The sequence below is a fragment of the Scytonema sp. PCC 10023 genome (assembly GCF_963920835.1).
Classification (GTDB): domain Bacteria; phylum Cyanobacteriota; class Cyanobacteriia; order Cyanobacteriales; family Nostocaceae; genus Kalymmatonema.
Genome location: NZ_CAWUDP010000045.1, coordinates 1 through 16,424 on the forward strand (window position 1 = coordinate 1; position 16,424 = coordinate 16,424).

A 16,424-nucleotide genomic window follows, 5' to 3' on the forward strand; every position below is an offset into this window, starting at 1 on the left:
GCAATGCCTGAGAAGCCTACACCATACCCGTTAGGGTTGGTGTAGGAGCGTCACTTAGCTTTAGCTAACTTTAGCTTTTAGCCCGAACTTTAGTTCAGGGCAGAATGTAGTGCGAAGAGGAAAATATATCAGCTATCTACCAGAGGTGAAGCGATGGTTAATCAAACATACACAGCCGATATCTTAGTCGTCGGAGGCGGTACTGGAGGAACCGCCGCCGCCATTCAAGCGGCGCGACGAGGGGCAAAAACTATCCTGGTGAGTGAATTTCCTTGGTTAGGGGGAATGCTAACCTCAGCCGGAGTATCTGCGCCGGATGGCAATGAATTAGAAGCTTTTCAAACAGGATTATGGGGTGCTTTTTTACGAGAATTGCAGCACCGACAGCCGGGAGGATTAGACAATAGTTGGGTCAGCTTTTTTAGTTATGATCCGCGTATTGGGGCACAGATTTTTGCAGATTGGGTGCAGAAATTGCCCAACCTGCTTTGGATTACAGGACAAGTGCCGTTAGAAGTTTTCCGCCAAGGAAACTGCGTAACTGGCGTTCGATTTGCAAATTTTGCAGTCAAAGCCAAGGTGACTCTAGACGCGACAGAATTGGGAGATTTGCTAGCTTTTGCGCAGGTGCCATTACGTTGGAGCTGGGAATTGCAGTCTGAGTGGAGAGAACCCAGTGCCCCAGCGAAGCTTGACTATATCACACAAAGATATCCAGTGCAAGCCCCCACTTGGGTTGTGATCATGCAAGATTTTGGTGAAGCGATCGCCCCAGAAATTCCCGCCGCACCAAATGAAGATCCATCACAGTTTGCTGGTGCCTGGGATGGCTACGGTGCAGAACAGTTTTTGAATTACGGTCGCTTGCCAGGAGGTCTATTTATGATTAACTGGCCCATTCGTGGCAATGACTACGGCAAAGACTTGGGGCGATTGATAGAAACAGAAGAAACACGGCGCGAATTTCTTCAAGAATGCCGGTGGCACAGCCAAAATTTTGCCCGTTTTATCCAAAACCAACTTGGTCGTCGCTACGGTTTAGCACCAGGTATCTTCCCCCACTCTCCCTCATCTGCCTCATGCTCCTCATCCCCCTCCGAACCCTCCGAACCCTCATCCCCCTCATCCCCCTACTCCTCCTTCGCCCTTCATCCCTACTACCGGGAAAGCCGCCGCTTGGTAGGACTCACTACTGTGCGAGAACAGGATATTTTGCCAATGTCTGGAGGTATAGTTGCATCTTTGAATGAAGATGCAATTGCTATTGGTAACTATCCCAACGATCACCATTATCCGGGTGTCGAGTTTCAGGTTTCACCTAAATCTATCCTCTGGGGAGGACGGAGGACGGGAACTCCTTTCACAATTCCCTACCGTTGTTTAATTCCTACAGAAATAGATGGTTTACTAGTGTGCGAAAAGAACATTTCTGTCTCCCATATTGCTAATGGAGCAACTAGATTGCAACCTGTAGTCATGGGTATCGGTCAAGCTGCGGGAATGGCTGCTGCTATCTGTATTGAATTGAATTTAAGCCCTCGCAATTTACCTGTGAGAGTTCTTCAAGAAGCTTTATTGAAAGATAAATATGCGCCTGCAGGAATTATTCCATTATTGAATATGCTACCAAACTCTCCGGATTGGCTCCACTGGCAATTGTATTATTTAGATAACCCAGAAGCATATCCAGTTAATGGCAATTGTCCTTTGTCATCGCCTCCTCAATATTATTACATTGGTGGCGATAGTCTAACTGTAAGGGAGACTTCTTGTTTCCAGGGCATCTTTTACCAAAAAGCTGAGCAAGATTACAAATTCACTATCACTGCGCCAAGTAAATACAAGGGGCAAACTTGGCAGATTGTGACTTTGCGATCGCACATACACGAGCAGTTGCAAACTTTTTGTGATCAGCAACTGCTCACAATTTGCGGTCGAATCAATCACGCTCTCAATTGCTTGATAATTGAAAATCTCAGCAGATGAGCAAATTTTGTGCAGTAAAAAAAAATACTATTTGCTAAATTATCCGGATGCAGTAAAGGAAACTCAGTATCAGTGAAATGGAGAGTTCAAAAATAGACATTTGCTATGCGTGCTGCCATTTCATTTTTAATCACAGGATTGTTATTTGGCTCCTTAGCTGCTAACAGCCAAGTACCTGGTATACACTTGTCCAACTCAGGCTCACAACAGTTGATGTCGGCAAAAGGTAATACCAAAAAGTCTACTAGCAGCCCCTATCGTGGTAGTGGGCGCGACAAAGACAAATTGATGGAATATGTCGAGAGTACACCTCCTGCTGTTTAACAACTCGAAGTTCTAGCTATTTGTTGGGGTGGCAATCGTCTTGTAGCAAGGAAATCAAAGTCCCATAACCCAGGGTGTTATATGTAACACTCATGCAACGCCATTCTTAGCAGAGATGTAACACTAAAAATACAACAAAGCTAAGCAATAGCTCGGTATTTCATCCGTAAGCTTCTGTATACCAACTCAGTTGTCAACCCTTGCATCGGAATGCGAAGCAAGTTAGTTGCCTGTTTTGCAAGCATTAAGAGCTACTTAAATAGCAGGAAATTCAAAGATTGCAACCTTCAAGTTATCTCTTGAAAAGGTGTTATACCATTTCACGCTCAGGCTTGATACAAATGATTGGTCTCTAATTCTTTCCCCCTGCCCCCTGCCCCCTACCCCCTGCTGCCCACCATGTTCTAACCTTAAAGTGAAAAGGTGTTACTAGGGCTGTTGCAGCTATAGCCCATGTGGTTCAGGTATTATGACTATCAAGAAATTTGTGACCGTACTGCAACCTGTCCAAAGGAAAGGTTGTAGGCGCACGGGCTGATAGAAGCGAAACTCCACTCAGATTTGGGGTAGCTGTTTTCGCTAACGCATGAAACAGCTTTTTGGTTGAATTTTGCTAAAAAAATAGGGTGGACATTGCCCACCCTATTTATAGAACACGTGTCTTGCCTGTTCTACACCGTCGTTTTCTGGCGGTTATTTTGCATCCCTTTCAAACCGTTAAGGAACATTGGCACAAACCTTTCCATCAATGCCTGGGGGTCTCGCTTCCAAACTCGCTGAACGACATCAATGCGAGTCATTTGCAAATCTGGCGCTAGCAGAGTTTGCGGTAAGCGCTCCATCAGGTATTGGGGACGTTCCCAAACAGGCATCGTGTTTGCCACTTCTAGCAGGTTGGCAACTCTACGCAGTTCTGCACCCAAGGTGATATCCATACCTGCTTCAAAGGCTGCTTGTTCAATAGCAGCGTATTTCCGCTTTGCTTGCTCAACCTTTTGCCGATGTTCTGGACTTTTATCTGCTAACTGCGCCAACCAACGATTACCCCAGCGAACGTGTCCTGCTTCCTCAGGCAGGATTTTTTCAATCGTTTCGCGGATTTTGATGTTTTCTTCGGTTTGCGGCGCTTGCTTTAGGGCGTAAATATGTGCCGAGAAATACTCACAGCCCCGTTTTTCGGTGACGTTAATTCCAGCAAGTAACGAAATTAAAAAATCGTCGAGGTCTTTGGTAGGGTCTTTTTGTTCGCGGTCTATTAGCCTTTCAAACTCGTCAATATAGGAAGACCCTGGAGGCGTTCCCACTTTCGCTCCCAGTTCCACTAACAGATCAGTCAGCCACATGGCATGACGGGCTTCATCTGAAATATGGTGAGACAAATCCCGTACTAGCTCCGGTGGCTGTCCATCGAGTTCTTCAATGATTTCAGTGAGGTCTTTGCAACTGCGTTGCTCGGCGTAGCGGTAGCGGTTGAGAGTGATCAGGTGGAGTTCGCGATCGCCGAAGGCGGGTGCTCTGCACCATCGCTGACAACCTGTTTCAAGATGTCCCTTGCGCCTATAGCGTTCTGAAATTTGCGTGGGTAGGCAACAGCCATAACTTTTTATGAGAGTTATGTTAACTAGTATTAATATTAGCTGACTTTTTTGTTGCTACCGTAGCGTTTCTTTACATCAAGCAGGCTTTCGAGCAATGAGATACTTGCTCATAAAGTGAACTTGCATATCAATATTTTCAAAGCCTGCTTTCTCTAAACGCTCTACCAAATCATCAGTCGTGTAATGTTTGTAGTAAGGTTCATGGAAAGTTTCCTGGAAGTTTTCCATTAAAGGCTCCATTTCAGGTGAATCGCTCATTTGAATAGAGTCGCAAATAATAAACATTCCCCCTGGTTTGGTCACCCGGTAACATTGCTCTATGACTTGTTGACGTGCTGCTGCGGGTAGCTCATGGAAGAGGAAAACTGAAGTCACAGCATGGAAATAGTTATCCAAGTAGGGTAACTCTTCCGCATTTGCTTGTAAAAGTTGCGGTAATTCTCCTGGAATTTGGGATAAGAGTTCATTTGCTTTACGCAAATAAGTTGGTGACAAATCTGTCCCAAACAGAGATGCTTGAGGTAAAGCTGCTCGAATCAACTTTAAAGTACGACCAGTTCCACAAGCGACATCTAGTATACGTACTTGGCGTGGTGGCACATCACTAAAAACTTTTAACCCTTCTTTGAGAGGAGCCAGAATGCGCCGCCGCATTGGATCAGCTGAACCACCAAACAGAAGTTCCACCTGCAAGTCATACAGATTGGCTGATAATTCACTCAAGTAGCCATCTGTTTGGTGATGGAAGTTCTGCACGTAGTAGCTGGGATAACCCTCAATGTCCACATTGGAGGAAAACTGTTGATATTTCTTTTGGTTAGCCCGCTCCCAGATTTGCGGTAAATCTAGCCACACGACTGGATAGTAGCGGAAAAACTCTTCCCAAGGGTTATCAAACAGTACACTTGTGGGATACACACCCCGCTCAGCGTCCTGCCAATCAACTTCCAGCAGATTATTCAGCCTTTGTTGAAGTTTGGGTAAAATCTCAGTTGGTATAGGTTTGGTCTGGTGCTGACTAGGAGAGATGATGTTCATCAACCGCGTACTTAATATTTTGTGAGCCAGACCAAAGTAATTTTTGCCCTGTTGGAAAGTCTGATAAGTCAGCTTCGTTAAAGTGTCAGACATGAGAATCGCTTAAGCTTTTGTTACGTTCTTCTCTACAAATTTAATAATTATAACTAAAGAATCATGAATCTTAAGAAAGGTTTATGTAATAAAGCGAAACCAATCTTGAGAAAGATGTAACAAAAAAGCAGGATTTATGGGGTTCTCTCCTGTGCCCCCAACTCCGGTTCTCCTCCGCTTCTTCGATGACCCCTTACCCCTCCGGGCTACCTTCGCTTGAGCCCGGAGGCGCACGCGGTTTCTGGTGGCATCTCGGCTCAATGCCCTTCAGGGTCACGACCCCGTTAACCGAACGGTATTGGAAGCGCCCGTACCCTAAAGGCAAACCGCTCGGCGTCTATAGACTTCTCTTCATCTCCCCACGTCTTTTTGTTAAGTTTTATTAAAGCAAACTATTCCGTAACTTTAGATACAGAATTTCTGCTATATTAGAATCAATTAAGTCAGCTAATCTTAACATTACAAAAAAAATTACGGAGGATCTTACTATGTCTACTCAAGAAAAAGCTCGTGCTTTAATGATGCGTCATTATCAGATCATCAAAAATCGTCAACAATCGATGCTAGAGCGTACTGGTGAGGAAATAGGTCTTCCCGGAGAGGTCTCTCATTACTGGAACCCTACCCAAGGGAAAATCGACCCTACCGCTCGCATGACTTACGATCGCAGCAATGCGGCTATGAGCTAGGTGTCAAGATTGTTGAATTTTGTACAGATGCGATATATCGCGTCTCTACACCAAAAAAAGCCACCCAGGGCGGGTGGCTTTAGTTATGGTCTCAAAATGCTCTCAAATAGCGTTCTTAATTAAGCATCGTAATAGAGGGCAAATTCGTAGGGATGAGGACGCAACCGCATCGGGTTGACTTCGTTATCTAGCTTGTAGGAAATCCAAGTTTGAATGAAGTCTTCGGTGAACACGCCTGGTTCTGTCAAGAAGGCGTGGTCATTCTCCAGTGCTTCCAACGCTAACTCTAGAGAACCTGGAGTTGAAGGAACTTTCGCCAGTTCTTCTGGAGAGAGTTCATAGATATTCTTATCCAGAGGTTGACCTGGGTCAATTTTGTTCTTAATACCATCTAAACCAGCGCACAGCATCGCAGCAAATGCTAGGTAGGGGTTAGAAGTCGCATCAGGACACCGGAACTCCAACCGCTTGGCTTTGGGGTTAGTACCAGACAAAGGAATACGGATAGAAGCAGAACGGTTCCCTTGGGAGTAAGCCAAGTTTACAGGTGCTTCATAACCAGGTACTAAGCGCTTGTAAGAGTTGGTGGTGGGGTTGGTGAGTGCCAAGAGTGCTGGTGCATGCTTGAGGATACCGCCAATGTAGTGCAACGCCATGTCACTCAAGCCAGCGTATTTGTCGCCAGCAAACAGCGGTTGACCATCTTTCCAAATGGACTGGTGAGTGTGCATCCCGGAACCGTTATCGCCAAAGATGGGCTTGGGCATAAAGGTGACGGTTTTGCTGTACTTTTTGGCTACGTTTTTGATGACATATTTGTAAGTCAACAGCCAGTCGGCTGCTTCAATCAACTTACCAAAACGGAAGCCCAATTCGCACTGTCCACCAGTGGCTACTTCGTGGTGCTGCTTTTCAATGGGTACGCCGCACTCTGCCATTGTCAGCAGCATTTCTGTACGAATATCCTGGAAAGTATCAGTAGGGGGAACTGGGAAGTAACCCTGTTTGTAGGCTGGTTTGTTACCCAGGTTAGGACCTTCTTCTCTACCAGAATTCCAACGACCTTCAACTGAGTCTACGTAGTAGTAGCCTTGGTGCGCAGTTTGGTCAAAGCGGACATCATCAAAGATGAAAAACTCGGCTTCAGGACCAAAGAAAGCTGTATCACCAATGCCTGTGGAAACCAGATAATCTACTGCTTTTTGGGCAATAACGCGGGGACAACGGTTGTACCATTCACCTGTCCGTGGTTCCTTGATGCTACAGATGATACTCAGAGTTGGCTCTTTCATGAAAGGATCGATCCAGGCAGTGTTGGGATCGAGTACCATCGCCATGTCTGATTCATTGATGGCTTTCCAACCCCGGATACTAGAACCGTCGAAAGGTACGCCGTCTGTGAAGGAAGTTTCATCGATTTGGTTATGGTAAACCGTGAGGTGCTGCCAGGTTCCTGGCGTATCGATGAATTTCAGATCGATCATCTGAATGTTATTGTCCTGAATTCGCTTCAGAACTTCTTGTGGGGTTGTCATGGTTACTCCTTATCTGCCGATTTATTCATAGTAAAACCAGAGTGTTCAAAGCATGCTGACCCGGCTTGTAAATCCAAATCCACGAGACACCTAGAATATCGTAAGGATTTAAAATTGGAGTATTTTGTATTGGTTGTAACAAAATATCAGTTTGCAAGATTATGTTTAACCTTTCCTTAACTAGTTTTACAAAAGTAGACAGTTCATCTTGCGGGGGTCAACTTTAGCATAGAATCCTTAATTAGCGCTATAGATTGTTTTTGTGCTGGAGCTTCTTTGACAAGAGGCACTCTTAAATTGCAGCTTTGCTAAAAGCAGTCAGATTAATATCAAACCATAGAAAGGATTGATTAGGAGAAAAAGGAATGCGGGATGCAGTCACAAGTTTAATTAAGAATTATGACGTTGCGGGTCGGTATTTCGACAGGAACGCGCTGGACAGCCTCAAGTCTTACTTTGAAAGCGGTACGGCACGCGTGCAAGCAGCGGCGGCTATCAATTCAAATGCGGCGGCACTAGTTAAGCAGGCTGGTTCTAAGTTATTTGAAGAACAGCCGGAGTTAATTCGTCCTGGTGGGAATGCCTACACGACTCGTCGTTATGCGGCTTGTCTACGGGATATGGACTACTACCTGCGCTATGCTACCTATGCTCTTGTTGCCGGTAATACGGATGTGCTGGATGAGCGTGTGTTACAAGGGCTGCGCGAAACTTACAATTCTCTGGGAGTACCCATTGGTCCCACGGTTCGCGGTATCCAAATTATGAAGGATATTGTGAAGGAGCAAGTGGCTGCAGCAGGTGTTGCCAATACCAGCTTTGTAGATGAGCCGTTTGACTATATGACTAGAGAGTTGAGCGAACAAGATATCTAAGTTGCTCTGTTGGTTTTAAAATAAGGCGAGTTTCCTCAGGGAAGCTCGCTTTTTTTAGCTTAGACGGAAAGACGCGCCCCACACCGTACTCGAAGAGTCGGTGTCGGGATGAATAGCCGGACAAAAACGAGGCGTACCTCCGAACGGCAGGCGAATCACACGCCGGGGAACCCGTCCAACGCGCTGCCTCCCTATGCTGAGCGTCGGTCAACGCGGGAGTGGGGTACCCGAGTTTTTGTCAATCTCCGGGATTTTTAACGAGTCAATCATCTCGTCAATTACTTGAGTCATTGTCTTTTCTGTTAAAGCTGCATATAAGCGAAGTTTATTTAATCTTCTTTCAGATGTTCTAACTCTAATATACTTATCTTTCATTTTGTTTCCTCATGACTTCCTCGTAATGCTATGATACATAAAGTAGAGAGGTAATTAAAGTGTTGAAAGCAGTTAAGGTCAGACTATACCCAACAACTGAACAAGAAATAGCTTTAGCAAAATCTTTTTGTTGTGCAAGATGGTATTGGAATTATGCACTTAATGCTTGCATTCAACACAGAGCGTGAAACTGGAAAGTCATTAAAGCTGAGTGTATACAAGGCTTACCTTCCTCAACTTAAAGTAGAGCATCCTTGGTTGAAAGAGGATTGTTATTCGTCTGTCTTACAGTCTGTAGCAATCAACTTGAACAAGGCTTACACTAATTTTTTTGAGGGACGCGCTAAGCTTCCTAGATTTAAAGCGAAACACCATAGACAATCAATTCAATATCCTCAAAACGTAAAGATTGTGGGTGATTGTTTGGAAATTCCTAAGATTGGTGTTGTTAAAGCAGTCTTTCATAGACTAATTGAAGGAAAAATTAAAACGGTTACAATCAGTAAAACTCCAACAGATAAGTATTTTGCTTCAATATTATGTGAAGAAGAGGAGGCAGTGCGTTGGGCGGGTTCGCCGACTTGTAGCACCTGCCGTGGAGACGCAAGTAAAGTATCTAGCAACAAGACGCTTGGTATTGACTTGGGAATAAAAGATTTTGCTATTGTTCATGATGGGAGTGAGGTACAAAAATATTCAAACCCAGCATATCTGACGCGTCATGAGAAAAATCTAGCACGCAAGCAGAAAAAACTTGCCCGTAAAATTAAAGGAAGTAATTCAAGAAATAAATACAAGAAACTAGTAGCCAAGGTTCATGAACGAGTATCAAATTCCCGCCAAGATTTCTTGCATAAATTGAGCAGGAAGCTGGTAGACTTAGCCCACGTCATCATTGTAGAAAATCTCAATGTGTTTTGGGACTGGTACGGAATCGCAAGCTATCAAAAGCAATATCCGACGTGGGATGGGGAATGTTTGTTAACTTCCTAGACTACAAGTTGAAACGCTCATGTGGACAACTCGTAGAAATAGGAAGATTCTTTCCCAGTTCCAAAACGTGTTCATGCTGCGGCCATCTTCTTGATGAGTTAACGCTCGATATTCGTGAATGGAATTGTCCATCATGTGGCACTCATCATGACCGTGATGGTAATGCAGCATTGAACATCAGGAATGAAGGAATTCGGATATTATCTATGGGCGGAGGGAACCCCGTTCTTGTTGATGGAGGCTGTGTAAGACCACCTACCCGTAAGGGCAAGGGGCAACGGTCAATGAAATCAGAAGCCCACATCGTACCCGACAGGGTCGGTGTTGGGTAGTTCACTGGGAACTGCTAAGCTACTGGCTGCAGTAGAAAGGAAGGCACTCCATGAGTGATGAACGCTTTCTTTGCTGGGTACTGTGTTTATCCAAGCTTTGTTGAATAAGCTTTGTTGAATAAACGTCACCAGTATCACGCTCAGCCTAAAGTACCATTTTTAGCAACTTGCTGGCTGCTTACCCTACTTCTTGGTTAGTTCGTGGGGGAAGGAGATGGCGGTAACTCTATCTTCTTACTTGGCGGGGGACACGGTGACGTGTGCCTCCTTAGCCGACAAGATGCTGTTGGCAAATTGCTTTGAACCGTTTGAAAGCCTCATTATTTTGAGTTAAGAACAATTTCAACTTCCTGTTGCTCAATTTGTTGCTTCAGCCATTCAGAAAACAAGATTGAGAGAATTTTTGAGCGTAGCATTTCATCTAATTGTGGTAATATAATATCCTCAACAAAAATCAAATGGGCTCCCTGAGAGGTCACAATAGGTTTGATCATCTGGGGCGGGGTAGCTGCAAATACAGCGGCGGAAATTTCTGGTTTTAAATCTGTGCGACTCAGCACTCCTTTATATCCTCCAGCTCGGCGAGTTTCAGTATCTTGAATGTATTGGTGGGCGACCTCAGGAAAACTCATCTCACCTTCAGCAAGTGCATAGAAAAGTTCCATAGCAAAGTCAAAGTCGTCCAAGACCACTTCATACATAACCACCTGGGCATAATTGAGCTGGTGTTCCACAAAAAAAGGTTCAACTTTCTCGGCAAACAGATGTTGAGCCAATTTTGAGGAAATAACATTGGCATAAACCAATTCTTCAAACTCGTCTAAGGACAGACTATGTTTTTGTAGCCATGACCAAGTAGCATCAGCACTAGTCAGCTTGTTCATCAACCGCAAACCGTCTGCTGCTTGCTGAAGTTCTTCCGGCTCCACTTTAATACCAGCCTTCCCTGCTGCACGCGCAATAATCTTGCGAGTAAGAATACCTTCAACCACAGAGGGAATTTGGCAGTCAAGTTTGATCTGGTAAATAATTTCGTCGCTGGAAACAGTTAGCACTTCTAACATAGAATAGCTCCTTGGTAATTTATTAATCGGAGTTGAATTGTGAAATGTTGACAAGGGGACAAGGTAAATTGTTTAATCCAGTTTGAAAGTTCTTGTTTTAAAAGAGATTGACCCAAGGTTTGGGTGAGTTTTTCACCTAGTTGTTGGGTTGAAAATTGTGATGATTTGTGAACCATGATTTGCTATAAGTTTAATGGCAGAATTAGTTACCAGTCTTGATGAGATTGAGTGACCACAGAAAATTAGGTTCGGAGTTCGACTGCAAATCGCGAATAGTAATGCTGCAATCCTTGGTATGATTAGTTCCTTTCTCGATGGTTTCGCGTTTCTGCCGAGTGGAAAGCCCCATCTCCTTGAGCAGGCGGTTAATGTGGCAACTGCTAACTTTAATCCCCAATTCTTTCGCCAGATGCTTGCTTAACCATTGCGCTGTCCAGCGTTGAAATGGATAGCCGTACTCACGCGGACTATGGCTCACCAGTTCTTTCAAGCGAGCGAGATATTGTTCATTAACAGCCTTGGGGCGTCCCATCGGGCGATCGCTCCAATGGTGGGCATTACCTGTCTGTGCCATAACAATCCAATGGCGTGCCATCTCTTGAGAACACCCCAAGGCTTTACAGATCTGAGCTTGAGATTGACCAGCATCTGCCAGCAGCATAATTTCAATACGACGACGATATTCTGGGCGTAAATCGCCTTTTAGACTCTTTAGTAAAAGCTTGTGTTGAAAAGGTGTTAAGTAAAGGCTCTGATTTTCCATAGCGATTCTTCCTGGTAGAACTTGCGGGGCTGGAAGTATGTCTGGGTACTCCCAGTGAACCTCTGCTTACTTATCACAATCAAAAGTCCAGGAATTCCACAATTAGTTACAAAAATCTACAATCATCGGGTGAATAGTCAGAAGGTAGACTTTTCGGGCGTTGGTGTTGTGACATAGAAGCAGCGAGAAAAAAGCGAGCGTGAAATCAAAGGCATAGCTTCAGTATTAAGGTGGTAAAACGGAATATTTTATTATGCCAAAAGACTTGATTTTACAAGATAAAACTGATTTTCATTTTTGTTTTTAAAAAGCTTCGATGATGAAAACATAAATCCTTTAGTTATGCGCGATCAATTAGTTTAAAACTCTTGAATTTATAGGTTGAATTTCAGAATATTGAAGTGGGATTAGACAACCTACAACTAATTCCATTGACACTCGATAAGAACTATCAGGAAAGGAAAGATGAAAGACAATCAGCATGAACAACTGTTTACCGAATTAACTGCCGCAGAAGCGGCTGTCGTAGAAGGTGGAGTTACCGTAAGAATAGATCGCATTCAAGCCATCAAGGCTGGTGCAGACGTTATCGGCGCTGACGATACCTATATCACAGTCAATGGCGGCAAAATATGGGGAGACTACAGCATGACGACAGGGCAAACTCGCTTGGTTAACCGAAGCGTAACGACTCGAGGTTCTTCGACACGGGTTGAACTTTTCGACGATGACCCCTGGCCAAATCGTGATGACTCATTGGGAGGATTTACCGCAGTTAACACCAACGGTCAGCTATCGCGAGCACGAGTGAGTGGAAGTGGGTCTATTTACGACGTATACTACCGTGGTTTTGCCTAAAGTCAGGCTAAGAGACAGACTAAGCAACTTTTAGAGGTTAATGGACAAAAGGTCTGGGGGCCTGAGAGCTGCGATGATGGAAAAGTTATACGCCCTCCTGGAAGAGGTATCAAAGTTCCTGGTTCTTCCGCACGGGTTGAACTTTTCGACGATGACCCCTGGCCAAATCGTGATGACTCATTGGGAGGATTTACCGCAGTTAACACCAACGGTCAGCTATCGCGAGCACGAGTGGGTGGAAGTGGGTCTATCTACGACATATACTACCGTACCACTGTCTAAAGTAAAGCTAAGAGACAGGCTAAGCAACTTTTAGATGTCTTAGGACAGTATGGCAAAAGCCCCAACCGCACTTTCTGCCCTGCGTAAGTCCCAATTATGAAATCCAAATTGTTCTACACTCTGATCGAACAAACTGATTAGATCAGTAGAACATTTACGGCGATCAAGGCTTTCCCCTTGATCGCCTTCTCTCCAACAAAGGGAGATGTAACACATTTGTTGTTGATTGTTCTGAAAGATGCAACAAGCGTACCATTCCAAAAATCAACAACAGAGCTAGAACCAACAAAGCTAGATGGTTTGAGTGTTGACGATGAAATATCAAAGTGTCCTGCAACATAGTGAAGAAGACTGTGGTGCTGCCTCCCTTGCCACTGTTGTCAAACACTCAGGACGCATCTTTGCCATTCGTTTTGTGAAGAAATATTACAAGAACTAATGGCTTGCATAAAACACAGACGTAACTCACCGAGAAATAGGTAGCAACTCAAAACAACAAGTTTTGTGCTTGCAAACAAAAACTGTAGTTCCTCAAGGAACAACACAGAACAATTCACACTTAATTACGAGAGAAAAGATGAAAGACAATCAGCACGAACAACTGTTTACAGAATTAGACCCTGTCTTTGAAGAAATTTCAGATGACAATTCTGCTTCTCTAACAGGAGGAGTCGTCAGATTTGCCTCGGGTAACCCAGATATAATTTTATATGACTCCCCTAATCGTGGTCTAGGAGATGCACTGCAAATCAATGCAGGAGCGTATGAGGGTGATGCCAACCTCGACAACAACCCGTGGCCCGGACAAAGTGGCTGGAATAACAAGACTTCGTCCATTCAAGTAATAAGAGGTAACTGGGTAATATACGAACACACTAACAGAGGTGGTCGATCTGGGGTGACTCTAACGCCCAACGGTGGACCAAACAGGGACGGGGTTTATCCTAATGCCCGAGCATTTGGTCTTCCAGACAACTCACTGACTGGTATTTTTCGGACAAACGTCTAGTCTTCCTGCAACTGTTTTAGAGATTTGTGCCTAGACAGTAAAGCTGCTTCAGAGCATCTGCTCTGAAGCAGTTGAATATCCGGCGTTGACTTTTACCGATCGCTTACACGATCGGCTATAAAGTTTATCCGCTAGTTTAATAATTCAACGACTAGACTGAACCAAACACCACTGCTATAAACCTTGTTAATAAATAAACTACTCCCGAAGCGCGATCGCCCCTTGGGGTGGCTCCTGTGGAGCATCGCCCTTTTCGGTAAATCAAATTAAGCGAAAGCAAAAAAGATTTCAGCACAGAAATGAAATACCAGATTGTTTTACAACACAGTGAAGAAGACTGTGGTGCTGCTTGCCTTGCCACTGTTGCCAAACATTACGGACGCACCTTTGCCATCAGTCGCGTGCGGGAAGCAGTTGGCACCGGGTCGCGGGGAACTAGCCTGCTAGGGTTGAGACGGGGAGCAGAAGTTTTAGGATTCAACGCCCGCCAAGTCAAAGCTACCCCGCAACTGCTCGACTCTTTGCATAAAGTTTCTCTGCCAGCCATCATACACTGGAAAGGCTACCACTGGGTCGTTTTATACGGGCAAAAAGGGAAAAAATATGCACTTGCTGACCCAGGCGTGGGTATTCGCTATCTCACCCGCTCTGAGTTAATGGCAGGTTGGGGCAATGGCGTGATGCTGTTGTTAGAGCCAGACGACAGTCGCTTTTATCAACAACCCTCAGATAAAGTTGGCGGCTTTGGGCGTTATCTGGTGCGGGTTTGGCCCTATCGCTTCATTCTCGCCCAAGCAATTGGCATCAATATTGCGATCGGTCTTCTCTCTCTCGCCTCCCCGTTGATGATGCAACTCCTCACCGATGACGTGCTGGTGCGGGGAGATACCCAACTGCTTACCACAGTGGCAATTGGGGTCATTGCCATGAATCTATTTAGTAGTGCGATCGGTTTAGTACAATCTCACCTGATTGGTCACTTTGGTCAGCGGCTGCAATTAGGGCTAATCTTGGAATACGGTCGAAAACTCCTGCACTTGCCCCTCTCATATTTTGAAGGACGGCGCAGTGGCGAAGTTGTCAGCCGCATTGCTGATGTTAATGCCATCAATGCCCTAGTTTCTCAAATTGTCCTCGGTTTACCCAGCCAATTTTTTATCGCTGTAGTTTCCTTGGGCTTTATGCTCTTCTACAGTTGGGGACTCACTCTGGCTTCCTTCGCTGCCTTTGTTATTGTCACGGGAGTCAACCTGCTTTTTCTCCCGGCGTTGCGCCACAAAACCCGCAGCCAAATTGTCTTAAGCACAGAAAACCAAGGCTTTCTCGTTGAAACTTTTCGCGGTGTCCAAGTTCTTAAAACTACCCAAGCGACTCCCCAAGCTTGGCAAGAGTATCAGAGCAATTTTGGTCGTCTTGCTAACTTGGGCTGGACTACGATGAAGTTGGGACTTTACAGCAGCACAATCACTGGTATTCTTTCCAGTTTGACTAGTATTGCATTGCTGTGGTTAGGCAGCTATTTAGTGATTAATCGTACCTTAAGCATTGGTCAGCTGCTAGCTTTTAACGGTATGAGTGGCAACTTTCTTGGCTTCCTGGGTTCAGCTATTGGGTTAGTTGATGAGTTTATCACTGCCCAGATTGTTATCCAACGCTTGACGGAAGTCATCGATGCTACCCCGGAAGACGAAAACGACTTCAAGAAGCCAGAGGCAGAAATTCCCGGTAATGCAGATATTACCTGCACCAACCTCAACTTCCACCATGCGGGTAGAGTTGACCTACTACAAGATTTTTCCCTCACTATACCTGGCGGTCAAGTGATTGCCCTGATTGGGAAATCTGGCTGTGGCAAAAGTACCCTCGCCAAAATGATTGCCGGTTTATATTCTCCCCAGTCTGGCAATATCCGCTACGGCATCTATAATCAGCAAGACCTTTCCCTAGAATGCCTGCGGCAGCAGGTGGTGCTAGTGCCTCAAGAACCCCACTTCTGGAGTCGCTCAATTATTGACAACTTCCGCTTCAGCTATCCCCATATCAGTTTTGAACAAATTGTCAGGGCTTGTCAGATAGCAGGTGCAGACGAGTTTATCAGTAAACTGCCGGACAAGTATCAAACTGTCTTAGGAGAATTTGGCGCGAATCTCTCTGGTGGACAACGGCAGAGATTAGCTATAGCTAGAGCTATAGCGACTGAGCCGCCGATACTTATATTAGATGAATCCACTGGCGCTCTTGACCCGGTGAGTGAAGCTCAAGTACTAGATAAACTGCTGTATTATCGACAGGGTAAAACCACAATTATGATTAGCCACCGCCCAAAAGTGATCGGTCGAGCTGATTGGATTGTACTGCTTGAGGAAGGGCGCTTGAAAATCTCTGGCACTCCACAGGAGCTACGGCTTGTTCCTGGTGACCACTTAGACTTTTTAGACGACTTTGCCTTATCAACGAATGGTTTGGTGGTGAAATCCTCCCCCAAATCTGAATCCAACGGCAAATCTCCTGCAATCAGAAAATAAAATTATCTTTTGCAGTGAGCATGTACCCGCATTATCAATTATCAGTTTTTTGGTCACTGCGGCTGGTACTGTTTACTGGTCACTG

General features: G+C 45.0%; 16 protein-coding genes. 11 read left to right on the top strand and 5 right to left on the bottom strand.

Annotated features, from left to right (window positions below):
• Positions 1–153 precede the first annotated feature (153 nt).
• Complete coding sequence (locus ACM0OZ_RS25115) at positions 154–1,986, top strand: FAD-dependent oxidoreductase (RefSeq protein ID WP_414585551.1); 1,833 nt, start codon at positions 154–156, stop codon at positions 1,984–1,986.
• 105 nt (positions 1,987–2,091) lie between these two features.
• Positions 2,092–2,310 (top strand): heterocyst-inhibiting protein PatX, encoded by a 219-nt coding sequence (gene patX, locus ACM0OZ_RS25120; protein WP_414585552.1) that lies wholly within the window; start codon positions 2,092–2,094, stop codon positions 2,308–2,310.
• A gap of 671 nt (positions 2,311–2,981) precedes the next feature.
• On the opposite strand, the gene ACM0OZ_RS25125 is transcribed toward patX, so the two are convergent.
• Both ACM0OZ_RS25125 and ACM0OZ_RS25130 read right to left on the bottom strand, forming a co-directional pair.
• Positions 2,982–3,689, bottom strand: coding sequence for a DUF455 family protein (locus ACM0OZ_RS25125; protein WP_414585553.1), 708 nt, complete (start codon positions 3,687–3,689; stop codon positions 2,982–2,984).
• A 294-nt stretch (positions 3,690–3,983) separates the two neighbouring features.
• Positions 3,984–5,039 (bottom strand): class I SAM-dependent methyltransferase, encoded by a 1,056-nt coding sequence (locus tag ACM0OZ_RS25130; protein ID WP_414585554.1) that lies wholly within the window; start codon positions 5,037–5,039, stop codon positions 3,984–3,986.
• A gap of 488 nt (positions 5,040–5,527) precedes the next feature.
• Here ACM0OZ_RS25130 and ACM0OZ_RS25135 point away from each other — a divergent pair, with 488 nt between their 5' ends.
• Positions 5,528–5,728, top strand: a complete 201-nt coding sequence (locus ACM0OZ_RS25135; RefSeq protein WP_414585555.1) for a hypothetical protein — start codon at positions 5,528–5,530, stop codon at positions 5,726–5,728.
• Between the two features lie 119 nt (positions 5,729–5,847).
• On the opposite strand, the gene glnA is transcribed toward ACM0OZ_RS25135, so the two are convergent.
• Positions 5,848–7,263, bottom strand: coding sequence for a type I glutamate--ammonia ligase (gene glnA, locus ACM0OZ_RS25140; RefSeq protein WP_414585556.1), 1,416 nt, complete (start codon positions 7,261–7,263; stop codon positions 5,848–5,850).
• Positions 7,264–7,628: 365 nt separating this feature from the next.
• On the opposite strand from glnA, the gene apcB reads away from it, so the two are divergent.
• From apcB to ACM0OZ_RS25160, 4 genes are all read left to right on the top strand, one after another.
• The gene (apcB, locus tag ACM0OZ_RS25145; protein ID WP_041033098.1) at positions 7,629–8,138 is read left to right on the top strand and encodes an allophycocyanin subunit beta; all 510 of its coding nucleotides are present in this window, start codon (positions 7,629–7,631) and stop codon (positions 8,136–8,138) included.
• Positions 8,139–8,572: 434 nt separating this feature from the next.
• On the top strand, positions 8,573–8,701 hold the full coding sequence (locus ACM0OZ_RS25150; protein WP_414585557.1) for a helix-turn-helix domain-containing protein: 129 nt from the start codon (positions 8,573–8,575) through the stop codon (positions 8,699–8,701).
• Positions 8,646–9,506, top strand: a complete 861-nt coding sequence (locus tag ACM0OZ_RS25155; protein WP_414585558.1) for an RNA-guided endonuclease InsQ/TnpB family protein — start codon at positions 8,646–8,648, stop codon at positions 9,504–9,506. Before ACM0OZ_RS25150 ends, ACM0OZ_RS25155 begins: the two co-directional genes overlap by 56 nt.
• Positions 9,488–9,838 (top strand): zinc ribbon domain-containing protein, encoded by a 351-nt coding sequence (locus ACM0OZ_RS25160; RefSeq protein ID WP_414585559.1) that lies wholly within the window; start codon positions 9,488–9,490, stop codon positions 9,836–9,838. The genes ACM0OZ_RS25155 and ACM0OZ_RS25160 overlap by 19 nt, the downstream gene beginning before the upstream one ends.
• Positions 9,839–10,158: 320 nt before the next feature.
• Here the strand turns inward: ACM0OZ_RS25160 and ACM0OZ_RS25165 are convergent, their stop codons facing one another.
• Together ACM0OZ_RS25165 and ACM0OZ_RS25170 are read right to left on the bottom strand one after the other, a co-directional pair.
• Positions 10,159–10,902, bottom strand: coding sequence for a peptidylprolyl isomerase (locus ACM0OZ_RS25165; RefSeq protein WP_414585560.1), 744 nt, complete (start codon positions 10,900–10,902; stop codon positions 10,159–10,161).
• Positions 10,903–11,104: 202 nt separating this feature from the next.
• Positions 11,105–11,665, bottom strand: coding sequence for a helix-turn-helix domain-containing protein (locus ACM0OZ_RS25170; RefSeq protein WP_414585561.1), 561 nt, complete (start codon positions 11,663–11,665; stop codon positions 11,105–11,107).
• Between the two features lie 465 nt (positions 11,666–12,130).
• Here ACM0OZ_RS25170 and ACM0OZ_RS25175 point away from each other — a divergent pair, with 465 nt between their 5' ends.
• The 4 genes from ACM0OZ_RS25175 to ACM0OZ_RS25190 all read left to right on the top strand — a co-directional run bounded on the left by ACM0OZ_RS25175 (position 12,131) and on the right by ACM0OZ_RS25190 (position 16,339).
• Positions 12,131–12,523 (top strand): hypothetical protein, encoded by a 393-nt coding sequence (locus ACM0OZ_RS25175; protein ID WP_414585562.1) that lies wholly within the window; start codon positions 12,131–12,133, stop codon positions 12,521–12,523.
• Positions 12,524–13,118: 595 nt separating this feature from the next.
• Positions 13,119–13,244, top strand: coding sequence for a hypothetical protein (locus ACM0OZ_RS25180; protein ID WP_414585623.1), 126 nt, complete (start codon positions 13,119–13,121; stop codon positions 13,242–13,244).
• 138 nt (positions 13,245–13,382) lie between these two features.
• A complete protein-coding gene (locus tag ACM0OZ_RS25185; protein ID WP_414585563.1) occupies positions 13,383–13,814 on the top strand; it encodes a beta/gamma crystallin-related protein in 432 nt (143 codons plus the stop codon).
• Positions 13,815–14,113: 299 nt separating this feature from the next.
• Entirely contained in the window at positions 14,114–16,339 is a 2,226-nt protein-coding gene (locus ACM0OZ_RS25190; protein ID WP_414585564.1) for a peptidase domain-containing ABC transporter, read from the top strand.
• The last annotated feature ends 85 nt before the right edge of the window (positions 16,340–16,424 follow it).

What these genes read in the sequence shown, in the direction of transcription:
- ACM0OZ_RS25115 (WP_414585551.1), top strand. Translation starts at nt 154, where the DNA reads ATGGTTAATCAAACATACACAGCCGATATCTTAGTCGTCGGAGGCGGT.
- patX (WP_414585552.1), top strand. Translation starts at nt 2,092, where the DNA reads ATGCGTGCTGCCATTTCATTTTTAATCACAGGATTGTTATTTGGCTCC.
- ACM0OZ_RS25130 (WP_414585554.1), bottom strand. Translation starts at nt 5,039, where the DNA reads ATGTCTGACACTTTAACGAAGCTGACTTATCAGACTTTCCAACAGGGC.
- ACM0OZ_RS25135 (WP_414585555.1), top strand. Translation starts at nt 5,528, where the DNA reads ATGTCTACTCAAGAAAAAGCTCGTGCTTTAATGATGCGTCATTATCAG.
- glnA (WP_414585556.1), bottom strand. Translation starts at nt 7,263, where the DNA reads ATGACAACCCCACAAGAAGTTCTGAAGCGAATTCAGGACAATAACATT.
- apcB (WP_041033098.1), top strand. Translation starts at nt 7,629, where the DNA reads ATGCGGGATGCAGTCACAAGTTTAATTAAGAATTATGACGTTGCGGGT.
- ACM0OZ_RS25160 (WP_414585559.1), top strand. Translation starts at nt 9,488, where the DNA reads ATGTTTGTTAACTTCCTAGACTACAAGTTGAAACGCTCATGTGGACAA.
- ACM0OZ_RS25165 (WP_414585560.1), bottom strand. Translation starts at nt 10,902, where the DNA reads ATGTTAGAAGTGCTAACTGTTTCCAGCGACGAAATTATTTACCAGATC.
- ACM0OZ_RS25170 (WP_414585561.1), bottom strand. Translation starts at nt 11,665, where the DNA reads ATGGAAAATCAGAGCCTTTACTTAACACCTTTTCAACACAAGCTTTTA.
- ACM0OZ_RS25175 (WP_414585562.1), top strand. Translation starts at nt 12,131, where the DNA reads ATGAAAGACAATCAGCATGAACAACTGTTTACCGAATTAACTGCCGCA.
- ACM0OZ_RS25180 (WP_414585623.1), top strand. Translation starts at nt 13,119, where the DNA reads ATGAAATATCAAAGTGTCCTGCAACATAGTGAAGAAGACTGTGGTGCT.
- ACM0OZ_RS25185 (WP_414585563.1), top strand. Translation starts at nt 13,383, where the DNA reads ATGAAAGACAATCAGCACGAACAACTGTTTACAGAATTAGACCCTGTC.
- ACM0OZ_RS25190 (WP_414585564.1), top strand. Translation starts at nt 14,114, where the DNA reads ATGAAATACCAGATTGTTTTACAACACAGTGAAGAAGACTGTGGTGCT.